This is a genomic window from Sphingomonas sp. R86520, assembly GCF_042466285.1.
In the GTDB taxonomy this organism is placed as follows: Bacteria; Pseudomonadota; Alphaproteobacteria; order Sphingomonadales; family Sphingomonadaceae; genus Sphingomonas.
In genome coordinates, this window is sequence record NZ_JAXHBZ010000004.1 from 12,516 (window position 1) to 34,251 (window position 21,736).

General features: G+C 64.2%; 16 protein-coding genes and 2 pseudogenes. 5 read left to right on the plus strand and 13 right to left on the minus strand.

Annotated elements, in window-relative coordinates; genetic code table 11:
- The first annotated feature begins 4 nt into the window (after positions 1-4).
- Positions 5-1,027 (plus strand): P-type DNA transfer ATPase VirB11, encoded by a 1,023-nt coding sequence (gene virB11 / locus SJY41_RS21935; protein WP_380784457.1) that lies wholly within the window; start codon positions 5-7, stop codon positions 1,025-1,027.
- Between the two features lie 13 nt (positions 1,028-1,040).
- A complete protein-coding gene (locus SJY41_RS21940) occupies positions 1,041-2,966 on the plus strand; it encodes a type IV secretory system conjugative DNA transfer family protein (protein WP_380784458.1) in 1,926 nt (641 codons plus the stop codon).
- A gap of 128 nt (positions 2,967-3,094) precedes the next feature.
- Here SJY41_RS21940 and SJY41_RS21945 read toward each other — a convergent pair whose 3' ends face one another.
- The 10 genes and pseudogenes from SJY41_RS21945 to SJY41_RS21990 form a co-directional block, all read right to left on the minus strand.
- Positions 3,095-4,351 (minus strand): AI-2E family transporter, encoded by a 1,257-nt coding sequence (locus SJY41_RS21945; RefSeq protein WP_380784459.1) that lies wholly within the window; start codon positions 4,349-4,351, stop codon positions 3,095-3,097.
- A 133-nt stretch (positions 4,352-4,484) separates the two neighbouring features.
- Entirely contained in the window at positions 4,485-4,895 is a 411-nt protein-coding gene (locus SJY41_RS21950; RefSeq protein ID WP_380784551.1) for a BLUF domain-containing protein, read from the minus strand.
- A 141-nt stretch (positions 4,896-5,036) separates the two neighbouring features.
- Positions 5,037-6,419, minus strand: coding sequence for an NAD-dependent succinate-semialdehyde dehydrogenase (locus SJY41_RS21955; protein ID WP_380784460.1), 1,383 nt, complete (start codon positions 6,417-6,419; stop codon positions 5,037-5,039).
- A gap of 42 nt (positions 6,420-6,461) precedes the next feature.
- Entirely contained in the window at positions 6,462-7,499 is a 1,038-nt protein-coding gene (locus SJY41_RS21960; protein WP_380784461.1) for a zinc-dependent alcohol dehydrogenase family protein, read from the minus strand.
- A gap of 148 nt (positions 7,500-7,647) precedes the next feature.
- Positions 7,648-8,298, minus strand: a complete 651-nt coding sequence (locus tag SJY41_RS21965) for a sensor histidine kinase (protein WP_380784552.1) — start codon at positions 8,296-8,298, stop codon at positions 7,648-7,650.
- A 42-nt stretch (positions 8,299-8,340) separates the two neighbouring features.
- Positions 8,341-8,532, minus strand: a pseudogene (locus SJY41_RS21970) (PAS domain-containing protein); the annotation flags it as partial.
- A 208-nt stretch (positions 8,533-8,740) separates the two neighbouring features.
- Positions 8,741-10,843: pseudogene (locus SJY41_RS21975) on the minus strand (copper-transporting P-type ATPase); the annotation flags it as partial.
- 148 nt (positions 10,844-10,991) lie between these two features.
- Entirely contained in the window at positions 10,992-11,639 is a 648-nt protein-coding gene (locus tag SJY41_RS21980) for a BON domain-containing protein (protein WP_380784462.1), read from the minus strand.
- A gap of 91 nt (positions 11,640-11,730) precedes the next feature.
- Positions 11,731-12,312, minus strand: coding sequence for a hypothetical protein (locus SJY41_RS21985; protein ID WP_380784463.1), 582 nt, complete (start codon positions 12,310-12,312; stop codon positions 11,731-11,733).
- Positions 12,309-12,956: a BON domain-containing protein gene (locus SJY41_RS21990; RefSeq protein WP_380784464.1), complete on the minus strand. Its 648-nt coding sequence runs from the start codon at positions 12,954-12,956 to the stop codon at positions 12,309-12,311. The genes SJY41_RS21985 and SJY41_RS21990 overlap by 4 nt, the downstream gene beginning before the upstream one ends.
- 258 nt (positions 12,957-13,214) lie before the next feature.
- Between SJY41_RS21990 and SJY41_RS21995 the strand changes: the two genes are divergently transcribed.
- Genes SJY41_RS21995 through SJY41_RS22005 form a run of 3 tightly spaced genes read left to right on the plus strand, consistent with a single transcriptional unit; the run spans position 13,215 to position 15,836 of the window.
- A complete protein-coding gene (locus SJY41_RS21995; protein ID WP_380784465.1) occupies positions 13,215-13,799 on the plus strand; it encodes a GNAT family N-acetyltransferase in 585 nt (194 codons plus the stop codon).
- Between the two features lie 23 nt (positions 13,800-13,822).
- On the plus strand, positions 13,823-14,548 hold the full coding sequence (locus tag SJY41_RS22000) for an alternative oxidase (RefSeq protein ID WP_380784466.1): 726 nt from the start codon (positions 13,823-13,825) through the stop codon (positions 14,546-14,548).
- 4 nt (positions 14,549-14,552) lie between these two features.
- Positions 14,553-15,836 carry a glycoside hydrolase family 130 protein gene (locus SJY41_RS22005; protein ID WP_380784467.1) on the plus strand — a complete coding sequence of 428 codons (1,284 nt, stop codon included), beginning with the start codon at positions 14,553-14,555 and terminating at the stop codon, positions 15,834-15,836.
- A gap of 539 nt (positions 15,837-16,375) precedes the next feature.
- Here SJY41_RS22005 and SJY41_RS22010 read toward each other — a convergent pair.
- The 3 genes from SJY41_RS22010 to SJY41_RS22020 are packed head-to-tail and all read right to left on the minus strand — an operon-like array spanning position 16,376 to position 21,634.
- Entirely contained in the window at positions 16,376-18,022 is a 1,647-nt protein-coding gene (locus tag SJY41_RS22010; protein ID WP_380784468.1) for a SulP family inorganic anion transporter, read from the minus strand.
- Positions 18,015-20,657 carry a cation-translocating P-type ATPase gene (locus tag SJY41_RS22015; RefSeq protein WP_380784469.1) on the minus strand — a complete coding sequence of 881 codons (2,643 nt, stop codon included), beginning with the start codon at positions 20,655-20,657 and terminating at the stop codon, positions 18,015-18,017. Before SJY41_RS22015 ends, SJY41_RS22010 begins: the two co-directional genes overlap by 8 nt.
- Positions 20,654-21,634, minus strand: a complete 981-nt coding sequence (locus SJY41_RS22020) for a L,D-transpeptidase (RefSeq protein ID WP_380784470.1) — start codon at positions 21,632-21,634, stop codon at positions 20,654-20,656. Before SJY41_RS22020 ends, SJY41_RS22015 begins: the two co-directional genes overlap by 4 nt.
- Positions 21,635-21,736 lie beyond the last annotated feature (102 nt).

A 21,736-nucleotide genomic window follows, 5' to 3' on the forward strand; every position in this document is an offset into this window, starting at 1 on the left:
GGCCGTGGCATCCAGTCCGACGTCGCTGATCTACGAGCATAATGCCGAGCCGATCCGACGGCACCTTCTGCGCGATGATGTGACCGAGCTGGTCATCAACGAGCCGGGGATGATCGGCCTTGAAACGCGGGATGGCTGGGAGTGGCATGAGGAGCCCGCATTGGACAATGCGGCACTCATGACGCTGGCGAAGCTGATCGCGGGGCTGACCAAGCAGGACATCAATTCCGAATATCCGATCTGCTCCTCGGTCCTGCCGGGCGGCGAGCGCGCACAGGTCGTCGTTCCCCCGGCAGTCGAGCAAGGCTTCATCTCGATTACGATCCGCAAAGCGTCGGGCGTGACAATGGACATCGACGATTTCGAGCGCGGCGGCCTGTTCAGCGAGGTCCGCGCGCACGGTCTCTACGAGGAGGTCGACCCCGACCTGCTGCGCCTACGCGAGGCGGGCGACTGGCGCGCGTTCTTCAAGCTGGCGGTCGAAGCCCGCAAGAACATCCTCATTTCCGGAGCGACGGGGTCCGGCAAGACGAGCTTTTCGAAGGGACTCATCAAGCTGATCCCGGACTATGAGCGGATCCTGACAATCGAGGACACACGCGAGCTGGTCGTACCCCAGCGCAACCACGTCCACATGATGTACGCCAAAGACGGGAAGAGCCTACAGAAGGCCGGCGCCAAGGAGTTGCTAGAGTCGGCGCTGCGGATGCGGCCCGACCGCATCCTTCTGCAGGAGCTGCGGGACGGCACCGCGTTCTTCTACCTGCGCAACGTCAACAGCGGTCATCCCGGTTCGATCACCACGGTCCACGCCAATACCGCCGAGGGTGCGCTCGAGCAGCTGACGCTGTTGGTGAAGGAGTCGGAAGGCGGCAACGATCTGGACCGTCACGACATTCGGGCGCTGCTGCGCTCCCTCGTCGATATCGTCGTGCAGATGCACCGCCTGCCGCCCGGCGAGGGCCAGCCGGCACGCTATCGCATGACCGAAGTATGGTTCGATCCGGCGAGCAAGCCGACCGACTGAAGGGGATGCCGGCATGAACGGAAAGTGGGTGCGAAGCGACGAAGGGTCGCAGCCGGGCGCGATCGCGTTCCTCTGCGTCGTCGGCCTGTTCGTCAGCGCCGCGATCGGCGCCCTCGCCGTCCTTTGGCGTGCCCACCTTCTCAACGTCCATACCCCGTGGCGCAAGGTGCCGGCCGCCCTATGGGCGCTGAAGGGGTATCCGATCGTCTACACGCCGTTTCTCATAGGGCTCGGGATCGGCCTGGTCCTGACGATCGCCATTGTCGTGTCCACGCTGTTTTCCCGACAGAAACTTCACGGCGAGGCGCGATGGGCACGCGTTGGGGAAGTCCGCAAAGGCCTGCTGCTCGCCCAATCCGGGATCGTACTGGGAAAGTTCGGCGGCAAGGTCATGCGCTTCGGCGGTCCCGAACACGTCCTGCTCGAGGCCCCGACTCGTGCCGGCAAAGGCGTGGGCGTCATCATTCCAAATCTGCTCGACTGGCTCGATTCTCTGGTCGTGCTCGACATCAAGCAGGAGAATTACGACAATACCGCCGGATATCGGCTGAAGGTGCTCGGGCAGCAGGTTCTCCTGTTCAACCCTCTCGACCCACAGGGCCGGACCGTCCGCTACAACCCGCTGAGCTACATCAACCGCCGGGACCCGGTCGAGGTGATCAACGAGCTTCAGAAGATCGGCGTCATGCTGTTTCCCGACCCGCTGTCGGGCGAGAGCTTCTGGGCGGAGAGCGCGCGGACCGCCTTCCTGGGAGTCGCGGCCTATGTGGCGGCAACGGTGGACGATGGTAATGACGCGTTGCCCTTTACGATCGGCGAGATTTACCGTCAGTTTGCTGCGGGGGACGCCGCCAAACGCTTCCCGAGGATAATCTCGAAGCGGGAGCAGGCCGGCAAGCCGCTCTCGGGAGGATGCGTCTCGGCGCTCCGGGATTTCGTGACCGCATCGCCCAACACGTTCACGTCCATTCGCCAGTCGGTAACTGCCAAGATCAACGCCTGGCTGAACCCGTATGTCGACGCGGCGACGTCCGAGAGCGATTTCGACCTAAGCGAGTTTCGCGACCGGCGGATTTCACTGTATCTCGGCGTCTCTCCCGACGATCTCGAACGGGTGGCCCCAATCTATGGATTGTTGTTCCAGCAGCTCATCGACCGAAACGTCCGCGAGCTGCCGAAGGGCGACCGGCACCAAATCAAGGTGCTGGTCGCCTTGGACGAGTTTGCGAGTCTCGGGAAATGCTCGGTGCTGGCAAATGCGTTCAGCTATGTCGCGGGCTATGGATTGCGCCTGCTTCCGGCATTCCAGTCGATGGAGCAGATCCAGGGTGTCTATGGTGACAAGGTCGCCGCCGACATCGAGCGCAACTGTGCCGTGAGATTGGTCCTGCGCCCGGCAGGGCTATCGGATGCCAAGAAAGTTTCGGATCAGTTGGGCACCTACACCTTCAAGGCCCGATCGCGCTCGATGGGCACCTGGGGCGGCGGAGGCGGGTCGACTTCGGAATCGGATCAGCGCCGGCCGCTTCTGCTGCCGCAGGAGGTCGAGATGCTGCCCGAGAACGACTTGATCGTATTCCGGCGTGGCATGTATGCGACCTACGGCAAGAAGGTCCGCTACTATGTCGAGAAGAAGCTGGCGGCGCGGACAAAGATACCGGCACCCGAAATGCCGACGATCCGCGTCGATCCGACGGTCGCCCACAACAGCCTTCGCGTGATCGCCGCCGCGGAGGCTGAAGGCAACGCCAGCGTCGCACCGGATAGCTCTGCTACCGCGTCCTCCCACGGCATGCAGCAGCCGGCTGATGCCTTCGCGCCGGGCACACGTCGCTTGAACAGAGCGGCGATCGAGGCCGCCAGAGCGGCCCCTCCCGGCGAGCGCACGACCAGATTATTCGAGCACCTCGTCGCTGTCGGACCTAGCGCGTCCGGATGATGGCCGCGTATGATAACGAGCGGATCACTGGCTATTCGGACGAGACACTACGTGTCCCGCATGGGTCTCTCTCGAGCGTTCGATGACAAATTGGCCGGCTTTACCGATGGCTTCGGCGATAAGCGCCTCTACGGCTTGAGGTCCTCGCGTCGAGGGCACGTTCCACGCGCGTGGCTCTCCGCCATGCCAGCTGGGTCTGCGGGAAGGCAGGCGTGATCGCTCCCCCCGGCCGCAGATCTCGTCAGACCGGGGGTCACGTGCCCCCATACCGAGATGAACAATGCAGCCGCCAGGGGACCGATCAGAAGCCCGTTGAAGCCGAATGCCGCAAGGCCGCCGAGGGTCGCGACCAGCACGAGGAAGTCCGGTATCTTCGTCTCACGTCCGATCAATATCGGGCGAAGCACGTTGTCCACCGATCCTATGATCAGGAGACCCGAAAATAGCATCGCAAGTCCATGCCACATGCCCGCCGTCGCGAAGAGGTAGATCGACACCGGCAGCCAGACGATGCCAGTCCCAACCGCGGGCAAGAGCGACGAAAGCGCCATCACAACCGCCCAGAGGAGAGGGTTCGGGACACCGAGCAGGGCCATGATGACACCGCCTACCGACCCTTGCGCTACGCCAACGATAACGCCTCCCTTCACCGTCGCGCGGACTACCACTACGAAGCGATCGGCAAGCAGCCGGCGGTCGTCGGCGATAAGCGGGACGGCCGAGCCGATCGTTCGTGCCAAGGCGCGCCCGTCGCGCAGCAGGAAGAATGTCAGGTACAGCATCACTGCCAGCGAGAGTAGGAAGCTCGCCGCCCCTTGCCCGATCGTCAAAGCATGCGAAGCCAGCACCTGCAGTCTGGCTGTGATACCGATCGAGATCTGTTCGCGGAGCGAGTCCAGATCGGTGACCCCAGTCCGTCGCAACAAACCGGTCGTCCAGTCCGGGAGAGACGCCTGAAGACGCTCGAACGTAGCGGCTATGTCGATCTGGCCGGTTTGAACCGCGGCGTAGATCGTTCCTGCCTGGTCGAGCAGGAACATCGTCAGCGCGACGGCTGGCAGAACCGCCATTGCAATGACCACCAGAAGAGTGACGGCCGCGGCCAGATTTTTCCGACGAGGAAAGCGCGCCAGAACCCACTCGTTGAGCGGTGAGAACATGATCGTGGCGACGACGCTCCAAAGGATGGCACCAACAAAGGCAGCGACCGACCAGACGAAGATGACCGAGATCGCCGCGACGATAAAGCCGAAGGCGATCGTCATGAGGCGCGAACGCCGCAAGGGCCGGGGAGTGATCCCGCCAGCATCCTGCAAAATTACGGGCGCCATATGAGTACGAGCTCTTGCTGGATGCCAATCACCGCAAGCAGCTCGGCGCACCATGCGACGGACATGCTGACTGGAAGTATCAACGCTGCATCGCTGGTCTGCCCTGCCCTATTTTGCGGATCGTACTGGGGCGAATACACCCTGAACCGGTTGAATGGCTGAGCGGTGATTTCGGATACGCCGAACATCAGAGCGAGAACTCGTAGATCAGGGCTCGTAACTGCTTGGCGGCTTCGCCCTTCTGCATCCCGGCAGCTGGATCGAACAATGCGGTGATATGGCGCTCTACAAAACGAACGCGACCCGAATAGGCCATGCTCCACTCATCAAAACGACGGTGGAGCGCCGGCAGCCGATCAGCGACGACAATGTCCTTGTGCCGAGGATCGGATTCGATCGAGCCCATCATGAGGTCGACCGATGCCGTGGGTCCTTCGAAGATCTGGGCGAAGTTCGATCCGGTGAAGATCAGCGCCCCGGTCAGGTTCAACAGCGGATTTCTTCGGTGGGCCGTCGCGACGATGTCCAACACAGCCGCTTCGGCCACCGAGGCCGCAATGGTGCTTCGACTCACATAGAGGAGCGACAACAAGGTCATCGGTGCCACGTCCCTTTCGTTTTCCGATACGCCGAAATGGCGACGTCGTGACCGCGACTGCCGGGCTCGCCACCGATCAAGGTGGCAGCAGCTACCTCGATGCAGCCCGGCAGACTCGACCCGTCTAAGACTACAAAGCCATCAGGCAGGCGCTGGCATCGACGCCGTGCGGACCAGCTTCTTGTTAACGAACTGCTGGATCCCCATGTCGCCCAACTCGCGGCCATAGCCTGAGTTCTTGATGCCGCCGAACGGCAGCTCGGCATCGGACCAATCGATATTGTTGATGAACATCATCCCCGTCTCGACCTTGCTGGCCACCCGGCGACCGCGCGCGACGTCTTTCGTCCATACCGACCCGCCTAGCCCGAAGTCAGAATCGTTGGCGAGCGCGATGGCGGCCGCTTCGTCCTTTACCCGGTAGAACGATGCCACCGGCCCGAAAAACTCATCCCGGAACGCGGGATTATCAGGCGCAATATCGGCGAGGATGGTTGGCGCCATGAACGCGCCGGGTCGATCGATACGTTTACCGCCCATCACGAGCCGGGCCCCGTGCGCAACGGCGACATCGACCTGAGCCACCAGCTGGACCAACGCTGCTTCGCTGGAGAGCGGCCCTAGCGTGGTGGCCGCATCCAGCGGATCGCCGGCCCGCAACGCCTCGAGCGCGGCCTGAAACCGTGTCAGGAACGCGTCGGCCAGCGATTCCACGACGATGAACCGCTTGGCCGCGCAACAGGTCTGGCCGGTATTGTACATGCGGCCCCAGACCGCCCACGGGATGGTGTGATCGAGATCGGCGTCATCGAGCACGATGAAGGCATCGCTGCCGCCCAGTTCCATCGAGGAGATCTTCAGGTTGCGCCCGGCGCGCGCCGCGATGCTCTGGCCCGCAGCGACGCTACCGGTCAGCGCGACGCCCTTGATGCGCGGATCGTCGATCACGCGATCGGATTGCTCATGGGTGATGAGCAGGTTGGTATAGAGGCCGACCGGGGCGCCTGCGTCGAGAAGCAGCTTCTCGAAGGCGATCGCGCATCCAGGCACGATCCCGGCGTGCTTCACCACCAGCGTGTTGCCGGCCATCAGGTGCGGGCCAGCGATCCGGGCGAGTTGGTAATACGGGAAATTCCACGGCTCGACACAGAAGATGACGCCGATCGGGCTGCTTTCCATGTGTGCCTCGCCGACGGTCGGATCGAGCTTGGTCGGTGCGAGGAAACGTTCGGCGTTCTTGGCGTAATATCGCATGATGCGCGCGCTGAAGGCGACTTCGCCGCGTGCTTCGCCTATGCGCTTGCCCATCTCCAGGGTCATGGTCCGCGCGAGCTCGTCGGCCCGTTCGTCGAGGAGGTCGGCTGCCCGCGCGATGATGACGGCGCGTTCGGCGTAGCTGGTGTGCCGCCATGTCTCGAAGCAGGTTTGCGCCGCGGCCAGCTTCACCTCGAAATCGACGTCGGACAAGTCGGTGAAGTTCTCGATCAGCGTGCCGTCGAACGGATTAAGGCTCTGGTAGGTCATGGCTGGTCCTTTCGGGATCCGGATCGTGTGCATCGGTGTCGGTCAGGCTTCGATGATGACCTTGAGCGCCCTGGTTTCCGCGGCATTCCCGAAGGTCTCGTAGGCCTCGAGCATCTGCTCGAACTTGAAGCGGTGGGTGATGAGAAGCGTGGGATCGATCTTCTTCGATCCCACGATCTTCAGCAGCATCGGCGTGCTCGAGGTATCCACCAAGCGCGTCGTGATTGCGATGTTGCGGTCCCACAGCGCCTCGAGATGGAGGGCAACCGGTTTGCCGTGGACGCCGACGTTGGCGATCACGCCTCCAGGCGCGATGATCCGCTCGCACATCTCGAAGGTCGCGGGCACGCCGACCGCCTCGATGGCGGTATCGACGCCGCGATTACCAGTCATCGCCATCACTTGCTCGACGGCCGTGCCAGCCCCGCTGTTGACGGTCGCAGTTGCGCCGAAGCGCTTGGCGATATCCAGGCGGTTGTCGTCGAGATCGATCATGATGATCTCGGCCGGCGAATAGAATTGCGCGGTGAGCAGCGCGGCCAGGCCGATCGGTCCCGAACCGACGATCGCCACGGTCGCACCAGGCTGCACCTTGCCGTTCAGGACGCCGCACTCGAAACCGGTGGGGAGGATGTCGCTGAGCATGACAAGAGCCTCTTCGTCCGCCCCTTCCGGGATGGGATATAGGCTGGTGTCGGCATGCGGTGTTCGCACGAACTCCGCCTGCGTCCCGTCGATCGTGTTGCCGAGGATCCAGCCGCCCGTCGTGCAGTGGGAGAACATGCCCTTGCGGCAATATTCGCACTTGCCACAGGCGCTGACGCACGAGATCAGGACCCGGTCTCCCGGTTTGAACGCGGTCACGGCAGCCCCCACGGCATCGATGACGCCCACGCCCTCGTGGCCGAGGATCCGCCCCGGCGTGCAAGTGGCGACGTCGCCTTTCAGGATATGCAGGTCCGTGCCGCAGATCGTCGTCCGGGTAATCCGGACGATGGCATCGGTCGGATCGCGAAGCTCCGGCTTGGCGTGTTCCTCATACGCTTTGAGGCCTGGGCCCTTGTAGACGAGAGCTTTCATGGACGAGTCGCTTGCATCCGAGGTCGCTCGCTGGCGCGGTCATGCCATCAAGCGGATCACAGCTCGCGAAGAGCGCAGGATCTGGGACGCCCGCTTTAGAGTGATGTGTACCCGCCCGGGCAGCCTCGGGAACTACGCAAGCCCCGCATCAGGCAAGTCGAGCGGGATCGATGCAGAGAGCAATGACGACGCCCTCGCTCGACCAGTCGTATTCGATCGAACCGCCAAGTTGGCCAGTCATGCTGCGCTTGATCAGCGTGCTGCCAAAGCCTCCAGCGCCTTCCGGCGCGACTACCGGCGGCCCGCCCCGCTCGGTCCACAGAAGGACAAAGCCCTCCGCTTCGATACGCTGCGAAAGGTCGAGGGTGCCGCTCGCGGTCGAAAGCGCGCCATATTTCAGTGAATTGGTCGCAAGCTCATGGATCACTAGCGCGAGCGTGGTCGCCGCGCGTTCGCCGACGCGCATCCTCGGCACGGCTACCCGCACCCGTCCGCTGAAGGCACCATCGTCGTCGTAGGGGGCGAGCAAAACCGAAAGCAGATCACCGAGCAATGCGCCGTCCACGTCACCGCCCGGCACTGGCCGCGTCAAATCGTGAGCGCGACCCAGGGCAACCAGGCGCTGGGACAGTGCCTTGGCCATTTCAGGCGCGGACTTGGACGTCCGAGCCGTGATTTCCGTCAGACCCGACGCGATGGCCAATAAGTTCTTGACCCGGTGGCTCATCTCGCCAGCGAGCAATTCCTGGCTCTCCTCGACCTGCTTGCGAGCGCTAACGTCGAGGAAGATGCCGAACATCACGCGATCGACGATACCGATGTCATCGCCCTTGCCACGCGCGGAGATCCAGCGAATCTCATCCCCGATCATGATCCGGAAATCGATCTCGTAGGCTCCGAGAACAGCGCGTGTCGCAGCGAATGCTACCCGTACCCGGTCCCTGTCCAATGGATGGATATGGACCGAAAGATCCTCGAAAGTGACTGCCCCGCTGGGCGCGACTCCCCAGAGTTCGAACGCCCGATCGTCCATTTCGAACAGATCATCATCGACGTTCCAGGACCATAGAGCGACGCCCGCAGCCTCCACGGCGAGCCTCAGCCGTTTGGCACCCCAGAATGATGAAACGCGGTCGTCGGGGCTTACGGTGATAGATATTCCTTCCGATTGACGCAGGTTAGGTAGCACGCGGCGGCGTAATAGCGCCCGCGGTTATGGTTCGATCGACCGATGATCGCGATCACAGAGCCACCGTCCTCAGCCGCAACGCGTTCAGGACAACCAGCAGCGACGACAAAGCCATGGCGGCGCCAGCGAGCATCGGTGATAGCAGCAGACCGGTCCACGGATAGAGCGCGCCCGCCGCGATCGGCACGCCAAGCCCGTTGAAGACGAACGAAAACAGCAGGTTTTGCCGGATGTTGCGCATCGTCGCACGCGCAAGTCGTCGCGCCCTTACGATCGCCATAAGATCGCCGCCGATGAGCGTCACGCCGGCGCTTTCGATCGCCACGTCGGTGCCGGTGCCCATCGCGATACCGACGTCGGCCGTGGCAAGAGCGGGCGCGTCGTTGACGCCGTCGCCGGCCATCGCGACCTTCGCACCGGTCGCTTTCAGTTCTGCGACGATGCGGGCCTTGTCCTCGGGCCGCAGATCCGCGCGAACCTCGTCCAGTCCCCCAACCGTGCGCCCCACGGCGTCGGCGGTGCCCCGGCTGTCGCCGGTCAACATGACGATGCGAAGGCCTTCCTGCCGAAGTGCGATGATGGCAGGCGCTGCCGATGGTCGGATCGGGTCGGCGACGGCGACCAGTCCCGCAAGGACCCGGTCGATTGCGACGAAAGCGATGGTCGCTCCCTGACGGCGCCACCGTTCTGCCGCCTCGGCGACGGGTGCGATGTCGACGCCGACGGTGCCCATCTGCGCTTCGTTGCCGATCGATATCTGCCGGCGCTCGACCATGGCGCTGACCCCCGAACCTGTCTGCGACGCAAAGTTCGATACCGCACCAGATTTCAATGTCCGCGCGCGCGCTTCCGCGACGATTGCGGCAGCCAGGGGGTGCTCAGACATCGCCTCGACCGCCGCTGCGAGACCAAGCACGGTATCCGCCTCGAAGTCGCCCGTTGTTTCGATGCCCACCACGCTAGGCTTGCCCTCGGTGAGGGTGCCCGTCTTGTCGATGACGAGCGTGTCGACCGTATCCAACATCTGTAGCGCCTCGGCGGCCTTAACGAGGACGCCGGCCCGCGCGCCACGCCCCGTCCCGACCATGATCGAGAGCGGCGTTGCGAGACCGAGCGCACAGGGACAAGCGATTACCAGCACCGAGACAGCGTTCAGCAGGGCATGGCCGACCCGAGGCTCGAGGCCGACCAGCATCCAGATCGCGAAGGTGCCGACTGCTACCAGAACGATAGCCGGCACGAACCAGGCGGACACGCGATCCGCGAGGGCCTGGATCGGCGCGCGACTGCGCTGCGCATCTGCGACCATCCGGACGATCTTTGCCAGCATGGTCGCTGACCCAACCGCGCGCGCTTCCATGATGAAACTGCCGGCGCCGTTCACGGTGCCAGCGGTGACGACCGCGCCGACCTGCTTCGCCTGTGGCGAGGGCTCGCCGGACAGCATCGACTCGTCGATCCAAGACTGCCCCTCCAGCACGACGCCATCGACCGGGATGGCTTCTCCAGGACGCAGGCGCACCCTATCGCCAACGGTAAGACGGGCGACGGGTACGACGCGTTCGGTGCCATCTGGCATCACGCGACTGGCCGTTCCGGGGGCGAGATCCAGCAATGCCCGTATTGCTTGGCCAGTCTGCGCACGAGCGCGGAGTTCGAGCACCTGTCCCAGCAGGACCAGTGTCACCACCACGCCGGCCGCCTCGTAATAAACCGGCACTGCGTGCCCGTCGCCGGCCGCAGGGATAAGGCCGGGTGTGATCGTTGCCACCAGACTGAAGAGAAAGGCCGCCCCGACGCCTAGGGCGATCAGGGTGAACATGTTGAGTTGTCGGGTACGCAGCGATAACCACCCCCGCTGAAAGAACGGTGCCCCTGCCCACAGGACGATCGGCGAAGCCAAAGCGAGTTGGATCCAGGCGACGTGGGTCCCAACGATGTGCGTCCACCCCGGCATGTTCGTGGCCATCGCGATGATCAAAAGAGGAATCGCGAACGCACTCGCGACCCAAAGCCGTCGCGTGAAATCTATAAGCTCGGGATTGGGCGCCATCGCCCGCGTCGGCACTTCGGGTTCGAGCGCCATGCCACAAACCGGGCACGCGCCCGCGGCACGTTCCCGAACTTGCGGGTGCATCGGGCAAGTCCAAACGCTGTCGTCGGGTTCGGCCCCTTGGTCGACCCGCGCAGCGATAGGAGTGGAAATCTCAGCGGCCACGTCGGTATCCATTTTGGCTGATCGCGACTGCGGCGCACACACCAAGGCCGTTCGCGATGTCTCGCGAACGGCCCGGTCGATCAGATCATGCGACGATAAGGTCATTCTCGACATCGGTTGCGCCGACGGCACCCCAGGCGGTCGCGCCTGCGACGAGCCGGTCACCCGGTGTCTCCACGGTGCCGGTCAACTTGACCTTCCCACCCTGCGTCGAGACGGTGATCGTCTTCGGATCGAACCAGGAACGATGCAGCGCCTGATCGATGCTGTGGCCGATGTTGATGGCATCCGCGCGGGGCTTGATCGTCGTCTGGTTGAACACGCCGATGACACCCATCAGCCCGCGGACACTACGCTCGGCGGCCACCTGCTGGTAATGCCATTCGACTTGGCCGGTAAGCGTTACCAGGCCGCCCTCCACCTTCACCTTGACCTTGTCGCGCGGCACGGTGACTTCCCATGCCAGACGATCGACTGCGGCCCTGGCGATGTCCTCGTCGGTGCGGCGCATGCTGGAATGAAGTTCGACCTTGATCTCCTCGACCACCGCCTTGACGCCCTTGACCCGCGCGGCTGCCTTCTCCGCGGCGCGCTTCTCGAGGTAGTTCTCGACGTGGCCGGTCAGGGTCACGATACCATCCTTTGCGGTAACGCCGATATGGCCGCCGTTGACGCTGGGCTCCCAGATGAACTCTGCGAGGACGGCTTCCTGAAGTTGACGATCCTGAGACATACGTGCTCCTGTGTTGCGGCGAATACCGGCACGGGTCTTGTACTGATCGCCTGAAGCCGCGGCAGCGTCGGGAACTACGCAGGCCATTGAGTCAGCCGCGCAAACCATCGCGAAATTCGGCCAGGCGCGTCCGATATCCATCGGCATCGCCATATTCGAGGAACTCGTAATAGCGGTGCAGCGGGTCATTGACGCGCAGGGCGTGCTTGATCGGACACCAATATTGCTCGGTACGACTGCTGACCTCCCTCACGAAACCGATCAGACCGTTGGCGTAGGAGCAGAACATGCAATTCAGCGCCTCGACCCGGTTCAGATAGGCCAGGTGCCGGCGATCAAGGAGGATGAAGTCCGATCGCCGGACACGTTGGATCCGGTACGCACGAAAGCAGATCGCTTGATAGAGACTGACCCATAGGTCGACGACAACCAGCGGCACGATCAGCGAGTAGATCACCGGCGCCGTCAGCCAGGACACAAATTCGGAGTCCGCGACAAAGCGCCCGACCGAAACCCGCAAGCGGCGCTGCGCCTCGAGAACGCCACGTTCGAAACCGACGATTTGACCAGCGATCTCCACGCCCAACGCCCGCCTTCGCCCTTCGATCTCGCGGTCCAGTTCGGCCTGAAGCCGAACGATCTCATGCGCCAGATCCTGCATCCGCTGGGTCATGCGACAACGAGGTTGTTCTCGACCTCGGTGGCGCCTCTGGACTTCCATGCGGTCTGACAGGCGACGTAGCGATCGGTGAGAGTCGGCACGGTGCCGCTGAGCGTGATCTTTCCGCCGTCCGCCGCCACTGTGATGGTCCGGGGATCGAACCGCGAGCGATGCAGTGCCGCGTCGATCTCGGCCGTCACGTCCTGCGCGATCGGATGAACCTTCGTGATGATCTCGTTCTGGATGCCGACAACGCCAACCAAACCGCGCAACACGCGCTCGGCGGCCTCGCGCTGGAAGTGCCATTCAACGCATCCCGTCAGCGTGACCCATCCATTCTCCACCCGGATCGTCACGACATCCTTCGGCACATCGACCTCCCAGTCGAGCCGGTTGAGCGCCGCCTTGGCGATTTCTTCGTCGCCGTGCTTCAGGGGAAACGGCAGCCGGACCTCGAGTTCCTCCACCACGGCCCGAACCCCCCGCACCCGGGCGGTAGCCTTCTCCGCGTTGCGTTTCTGGAGAAAGTTTTCGACGTGACCGGTGAGGGTGACGATGCCGCGTTCGGCGGTAACACCGATATGGGCAACGTCCACGCTCGGCTCCCAGACGAGCTCGGTCAATACCGACTCCTGCAGCGCACGGTCCTGGGGCATGATTTTCTCCTGGGGCCGCGGTCGGTGAATTCTTGCACGCGGACAAGCAAACCGTCGTAGCGACCGCCTGGCTGCCAGATAGGCTCGGAAACTACGGTGATACGCCAGCCGCAAGCCCTGGCGACCGTCGACTGCCGGGAGAGGCATCCTCGTGCACACCCGCTACGTGTTTCCCGATGCTGCAGCGATCAGGCCCCTGCGGCTATTCGACCAACACCCCTTCGCACCCTGCCGGCGGGTCCATTTGCGAAGGAACTGATGATGGTCGAACTCCTGAGAGACCGCCCGAGTACTACCGAACCGGCGACAACCGTACCGGGCGACACGTGGAGCGCCGACCTCGTGACGAGGAGCGGCTACGCCTTCCACGTGCGCCCTGCCATGCCTTCCGATGAGATGGCGCTCGGGGAATTCTTCACCCATGTCGACAAGGAAGACCTGCGCTTCCGCTTCCTGACGGCGATCCAGAAGGTTGGCCACGACCAGTTGCAGGCGCTCGTCACGGTCGATCACCAGCGCACGGAGAACTTCCTCGCGATCGAACCGGGGACTGGCCTGATCATCGCCACCGCCATGCTGGCTGCCGATGAAACGCTTACCAATGCCGAGGTCGCCATCGCGATCCGCGCCGATTTCAAGCGCGGCGGCATCAGTTGGACACTGCTCGACCATGTCGCCCGCTTCGCGGTCGCCAAGGGAATAAAGACCGTCGAATCCATCGAAAGCCGCGACAACCATGAGGCGATCGAACTCGAACGGGAGCGCGGCTGGACCGCTTCGGGATGCCCTGGCGATCCGACCGTCATGGTGCTGCGCAAGACGCTCGACGTCGCTGCCACCTGATTCACGCCTTCAAAGGACAGCTCATGGCCAATACCATTCTCGTGCCCGACGCGCGTGCGCTTACCGAAGAGCGAGCCGCCGAACCCGTCATCCATCACGACCCCAAGGGGTTCTCCGACCGGTTCGCGCTTGGCTTCACCAAATTGCTTCGGTTCAGCGCGGATACCTTCTTTGCCAAGCGTTACGGACACCGTGCGATCGTACTCGAGACGGTCGCGGCCGTTCCCGGCATGGTCGGGGCGATGTTCACCCATCTCAAATGCCTGCGCTGGATGCGCGACGATCAGGGCTGGATCCGGACCCTGATGGAGGAAGCCGAGAACGAGCGCATGCACCTGATGACGTTCATCGAGATCGCCAAGCCGACCTGGTTCGAGCGAACGGTGATCCTGCTGGTCCAAGGTGTGTTCCTGATCGGCTTCTCGATCCTCTATCTGCTCTCGGCGAAGACCGCGCACCGCGTCGTCGGCTATTTCGAGGAGGAGGCGGTGACAAGCTACACGCTGTATCTGCAGGAGATCGACGAGGGGCGCTCGCCCAACGTCCCCGCTCCCGCGATCGCACGTCATTACTGGAAGATGGCGGACGACGCGACCTTGCGCGACGTCGTGCTGGTGGTCCGCGACGATGAGGCGCATCACCGCGACGTCAACCACGGCTTTGCGAGCACGCTCGGCGGAAGGCCCCGCGAGCTGACCCCCGTCGCGGCCTACCCGACCCACGCGACAGAGCTGAACGTCGGCGCATGACCGCGTGACGAACGCCGCATTTGTCGAGCGCCTGCAGATCGTCCTGCGGCCCGATCCCTCGCGCGTCGTCATCCGGCCTTACGTACCGGGCGCGGACGGCGATCACGCCCGCGCCAAACGGATCGCCGGGCGCGTGATGGGATTGGGCGATGCGGCGATAACTGAAGAGCTGAGCGATCTCATGCGCGACTTTGCCGGCCACCACGCGGAAGTGGAAGCGGTGTTCGCGCAACGTTATGCCGAGGTGCAGGGCGTGATCGGCAATGACGCGCCGGTCGTGGGCGAGCGCGCGCTGCTGATCGGCGCCTATTTCTGCCAGGAATATGGCTACGAGGCCGCCGCGCTCTTCAATCCCAGCATCGCGCCGCATCCCGACCAGACCGGATTGTCCGCCGGCGCGGTACGCTTCATCCTGTCGCTCCGCGCCGTCGGCGAAGGCCATGTCTCCTCGATCGCGTTCAGAACGGGTATCTGCGACCTATCAGGCGACATCAGTCTGGATCCGCAGGGACCTCGCGCGATCGTCCCTCGGATCGAGGACGCAGCGCTCGGCGGCTCGCGTGCCGCAGGCGTGCGGATGCGCTGCGAGAACGGCTACGCCCTGTCCGAGATCGTCATCTTTCCGTCCACGCCGAGCCAGCGCAACGGGATCGAGGATCTGCGCCTTGTCCGTTTCGCCGACGACGACGGCACGATCACCTGGTTCGGGACCTACACGGCCTACAGCGGTGACGGCATCCGCCAGGAGCTGCTGCGCACCGGCGATTTTTGTGCCTTCGCGCTCGACCCGATCCGGGGTCCGTCTGCCGCGAGCAAGGGGATGGCGCTGTTTCCGCGGCGGATCGATGGCCGGTATGCGATGCTGGGCCGGGAGGACAACGAGACGATCTCGTTGTCCTTCTCGAATGACTTATACGAATGGCCGACGGGTACGACAATCGTCGAGCCGCACTGGCCATGGGAGTTCGTCCAGATCGGCAATTGCGGCTCGCCGATCGAGCTCGATGAAGGCTGGCTGGTGCTGACCCACGGCGTCGGCGCGATGCGTAACTATGCGCTCGGCGCCTGCCTGCTGGACCGCGACGATCCATCCAAACTTCTCGGGCGGATGACCCTCCCGCTCGTCCGGCCCGATGCAACCGAGCGCAAGGGTTACGTGCCCAACGTCGTCTATAGCTGCGGCGCGCTGCTGCACGGCAGGACGCTGGTCCTGCCCTATGCAGTGGCGGACAGCTTCACGACCTTTGCCAGGATGCCGGTCGATCGGCTGATCGATGCGATGCGCTAGGCAAGCGACGCCCGACGATCAACTCGCGCTGCGACGATGGTTGGAGCGCCGCCGGTGCCAACGATGGGGCGCCCGTCATCAGTAAACGAAAATCATGAAGGCTGTTACGGATGGGCGCGGTGTGGTCGACAGGGGTAGCGTATTTCGGGATCGTGTTCGGCTTCGCCTTCGCGACGGGGGCAGCTCGTGTCCTCCTGGTTACGCCACAAATCGGCGATACCGCCGCGTTGCTTCTCGAAGTTCCCGTCCTGATCACGGTCAGCTGGCTGGTCGCCAGCCGGCTGCTGCGCCATCGCGCTTTCCAACCCGGACAATGCGCCGCTATGGGCCTCCTCGCTTTTCTGCTGACGATGGGGAGCGAGGCAATACTGGCGTACATTCTGCGGGGGCAAAGCGCTGCCGAGTGGGCAAGGACCGTGGAAACCCCACTCGGATTTGTAGGACTCACGGGACAGCTTGTTTTTGCCGCGATACCATTCCTTCTGGCCAGGTTTAGGCGGCCTTCAAAAAGAGTGTGGCATCGATCGCAGTGACGAAAACTATTGATCGCCGGCGATCGCAATAGCCTCTGCATATAAGGCGGTACGAGCAGGCGCACTTATCGGGTCTTTACTCAGTGCGCGGTCCAACATCGCGGTCACACTCGATCGTGCTCCACACAAGATGACGCGGGTCCCGGACACGTTCGCTCGTTTGACCATTTCGCCGATCGCCGCCGCTCCGCTGGCGTCGAGCACCGGAACTCGATCCAGGCGGAGGATCAGCACACGCGGGATCCTGCCCAATGCGCGATAGGCGTCCATCAACCCTGCAGCCACACCGAAGAAAAACGGCCCGTCGATCCGAAAGACCTCGACACCCGTCGGTAGAGCGTTGCGCTGGTCGGTGTCGTCGGCTTCGGTCTCGCCGCCGCGGTCGATGCTGACCGTGTCGCTCATGCGCGCCATGAACAGCAACGATGCCAGCGTCACGCCGACCCCGATCGCGACCGTGAGATCGACCAGCACGGTCAACACAAACGTCAGCAGCAACACCAGCCGGTCGCCATTCGGCATCCGCAACAGGCCACGGAACCGGTCATGCTCGCTCATGCCCCAGGCAACCACGAACAGGATGGCCGCAAGCGCCGCCATCGGCACGTACCGCATCAGATCGGCACCGAAGAGCAGGAAAAGGAGTACGAAGACCGCATGGAGCATGCCGGCGACCGGCGTCTGCGCGCCGGCCCTGATCGCGGTTGCGGTCCGCGCGATCGCGCCGGTCGCGGGAAGTCCTCCGAACAGCGCGGACGCGATGTTGGCAATCCCCTGCCCGACCAGTTCCTGGTTCGACCGGTGCCGCGATCCGATCATCCCGTCGGCAACGACCGCCGACAGCAGCGCTTCGATCCCGGCGAGGAACGCGATCGTGAATGCAGAAGGGAGCACTGCCTGCACCTTGGCGAACGTCCAGACGGGCAGCGCAGGCAAAGCGATGCCCGCCGGCTTGTTCGGAAATCGCGACCCGATGGTGTCGACGTCCAAGCCAGTCACGATAACGATGAGAGATGCCGCGACGACCGCAACCAGAAATCCGGGTATCCGCGGCGCGACCCGTCGCAGAGTCAGGATCACCGCCAGCGCACCGGCGCCGACCGCGACGGTCGCGGCGTCGACCGTCCTGATCGCACCCAGATAGGCGGCCCATTTCGGCAGGAAGTCGGCGGGCACGGCGACCATGCGCAATCCAAGGAAATCCCTGACCTGGCTCGACGCAATGATGACGGCGATCCCGGCGGTGAACCCGGTGACGACCGTGTAGGGGATGAAGCGGATCAGTTCGCCGAGCCGGGCATAGCCGGCGACGATCAGGATCACGCCGGCGAGCAAGGTCGCCAGCACAAGGCCGTCATAACCATGCTGAGCGATGACGTTGAAGACCACGACGACGAACGCGCCGGTCGGCCCACCAATCTGCACGCGCGAACCGCCCAGCGCAGACACCAGGAAGCCTGCGACGATTGCCGTGATCAGCCCCTTGTCGGGCGACGCGCCACTGGCAATGCCGAGCGCCATCGCCAGCGGGAGGGCGACGACCGCCACCGTCGCTCCGGCGATCGCATCCGCGCGGAATTGCGTTAGCGTGTAGCCCTCGCGCATCGCCGTCACGATCTTAGGGGTGAAGGCACCTGCCGCCCGGTCAGCCACGGGGAGCGCTCCGCTGCCAGCGTGCGACAAGCTGCTTGGTCACCTCGGTGACGACGACGGTCGAGGCCGTGGCGGCCAGACAAAACCATAAAGTGGTAGTCGAGACGAGTGACGTACCGAGAACCCCGCCGAGCGTGGGCCATGTCATCGCGATAAGCTGGAAGGTGAGTGCGACGCCGACACCCAGCAGGAGCCATGGGTTGGAGAACGGCGGTTCGCGCAGCACCGAGCGCCTCTCGCTACGCATGCACAGGACGTAGACGTTCTGGAAAAGCACCGTCATCAGCAGCACCGCGTTCTGGATTTCGGCAAGCGGCCGTCCATCGTGGTGCATGCCGTAGACGAGGTACAGCGCGAGGCCGGTCATCATCAGGGCGGGCGGGATCATAAGGGCGATCGCGCTGGAATCGAGGATCGGTTCTTCCGGACGCCGAGGCGGCTGACGCAGTTCGTCGCCCTCGCCGCGGCCGAAGCCGAGCATGACGTCCTGCGCGCCGTTTGTGACGAGGTTCAGCCAGAGCAGCTGCACCGCAGTCAGCGGCATCGGTAGTCCTAGCGCCACCGCGCCGAGGAACATGCCAATCTCCGCCATGCCCGTAGCCAGGAGGATGATGACGATGCGACGGACATTGGCGTAGGTGACGCGACCCTCCTCGACACCCGCGACGATCGACGCGAAATTGTCGTCTGCGAGCACGAGATCGGCCGCGCCGCGCGCGACGTCGGTTCCTGCCATCCCCATCGCGACACCGATATGCGCGGCCTGAAGCGCGGGCGCGTCGTTGACGCCGTCGCCGGTCACCGCGACCAGCTCGCCGCTCTTTGCAAGGATCCGGACGATCTCCAGCTTCTGCACCGGCTCGATCCGCGCGAAGACGCGCCCCGCGAGCACCAGCGCCGAAAGCTCCGCCGGCTGGTCCGCCAGGTCTGCCATCTGCGTACCGGTGACAACCTGGTCGGCGTGCACGTCGAGACCGAGCCCGCGCGCGATCGTCAGCGCAGTCCCCGGATGGTCGCCGGTCACCATGCGCACGCCGATCCCGGCTTCCGCACAGCGTGCGATCGCGGCGGGCACTTCGGGACGGACCGGATCGATGAGGCCGATCCAGCCAAGGAAGACGAGATCGTGCGGGGCCTTGGCATCGACCGTCGTAGATCCATCGGCGGCAGCAACGGCGATGATCCTGTAGCCGTCCTCCGCCATTGCGACCGCCTTGGCGATAGCGGCGGGATCGATCGACCGGCACATCGGGCGAACGACCTCAGGCGCGCCCTTGGCGAAGACGCGAACACCCTCACCTTCGTCAACCGCGACGGTCGAGAATTTGCGTGCGGGTTCGTAGGGCAGCGCCGCGACGCGTATGATCGCATGAAGCGCGGCCAGGTCGGCGCCGCCATCGCGCGCGAACCCGAGCAGCGCGACGTCGACCGTATCGCCGACAGGAATGCCGTCCGGTCCCAACGCCGCCTCGTTGCACAGCGCTGCGGCGTGGCGGATCGCAGCCAGCGCATCGGCGTGCGCGGGCCAGTCAGCGCGGTTCCATACGGTGCCGTCGGCGAGCAGGACGCGCTCGACGGACAGGACGTTGCGGGTCAACGTCCCCGTCTTGTCACTGGCGATGATCGTGCAGGCGCCCAAACCCTCGACTGCGGGGAGCGAGCGGACGATTACCTTGCGCGCCGCCATCCGGCGCGTGCCCGCCGCCAGCGCGACGGTGACCGCGATCGACAGTCCTTCGGGGATCGCCGAGACCGCCAGCGCGACCGCGAGCAGCAGGATCTGGTCGCCCGGCCGCCCCTGCATCAGCAGGACAAGCGCGAATGGCACGATGAGCGCGATCGTCGCGATGCTGATCTGCCTCGCGAGGCGATCGAGGCGCAGCACGAGCGGAGGGGGCGTCGCCTTCGTACCGCGAAGCGACGCGTCGATCGCGCCAAGCGCGGTGTCGGCGCCGGTCGCGACGACGACGCCGCCCCCCCTGCCCTCCTCTACCATCGTGCCTGCCAGCAACATCGTCGTGCGCTCGGCAGGTGGCGTGCGCTCGGGCACCATGACGCCTGCATCCTTGGTGACGGGCATCGATTCGCCGCTGAACGTCGACTGATCGATACGCAGCGCGCTGGTCTTGGAGAGGCGAATGTCGGCTGGAACCGCCATGCCGCTCTCGACCTCGACGATATCCCCAACGACGATGTCGCGGGCATTCACGACAGAAATCGCTCCTCCGCGCCGCACGCTGGCAGTCTGTCCGACCATCTGCCGCAACGCGGCCAGGCTGCCGGCGGCCTTGCCCTCCTGGAACGTCCCGATGAGTGCATTAACGACCAAGACAACTCCGATGAAGCCGGCGTCGGTACGGTGCCCGAGGCCGAGCGACACGACAGCTGCGGCGATCAGGAGATAGATCAGCGGGCTGTTGAACTGCCGTAGGAACAGCAGGATCATCGAGGGCGTCGGCGGAGGCGCGAGTTCGTTGAGACCATCCCGCACAAGACGAGCGGCCGCGTCCTTGGCCGTAAGGCCAGCATCCGAGGTCCCGAGCCGAGCCTCGACGTCGGCGCTGGATATTGTGTGCCATGCGGGCGAGGTCCGGACGGGCTTCTCGATCGTATCGAACGGTCGCTCCACGTTCACGAGCCGCCGCCCTTGTTGCCAGGCTCGTTGCCAGCCTCGATGATGGTCACCGCCTTGCCAGTGCCGGCGCTCGCCAGCGTCTCACGGGTCACCAGCAGCGTCGCGCCGGGCGTCAGCACCGTGGCGAGCCCGGCACGGAAGCCCTCGGGCAGATGACCCTTGCTGCGATCCTCGGCACTCAGTTCACCGGATCGGGGGTCACCCGGCAGCGAAAGTCGAAGCCAATGCTCCCCGTCAGCATCGATCGACTGGAGCGTGAAGGCGGCGGTTTGGTCGACCGGAGCATCCAGGACGATCGGGCTGGATCCGATCTCGATCCCGTTTCGCAGGACGACGACCCGTCGGTCACGCCCGCTGATGACAATCGATACAGGACCGCTCGGGGAACGGCTCGGTGTCCAGACGAATGGCGCGGTCGAGGGAATAGCGTCGCTATCCGGCTTCAGAAGGCCCGGCGAGGTGACGACAACCGGCACGAGCGCATCCTGCGTGATGACCACGGTGACGCCCATCCGGGTGATCCCGAATAGCAGCTTCGCAAATGCCAGCGGCAGGCGAATGCAGCCATGGGATGCGGGATAGCCGGGAAGGTTGCCCGCATGCATCGCGATGCCGCCCCAGGTCAGCCGCTGCATGAAGGGCATCGCGGCGTCCTTGTAGAGGTTGGACACGTGATCCGCGTCCTTCTGGAGCACGGTGAACACCCCGGTCGGGGTGGCATAGCCGCGCGTGCCGGTCGATACCGTCGAGACGCCGATGACGACGCCATTGCGATAGGCATAGGCTTTCTGGGTCTTCAGGCTCACGATGACCGTGACGGGTCCCGCCGGCGCAATTGCGGGCGCCCAGAGATACTCGCCCGGCTTGAGCTTCTCGATCCTGCCGTCCGATGTCGTGATGGGCGGAGCTTGAGCGATCGCGACCGCCGGCAGCGAAGACGACAAGACCAGCAGCGCCAGCGCAAGCCTGTTCCTCACGCGGGGTAGATCACGCGGCGTGTCGAAAAGAGAGAAGCGTTGACGGTGCGCGGATCGGACCAGTCGCGTTTGGGCCGGTCGGAAACGGACCCTTGCGATCCT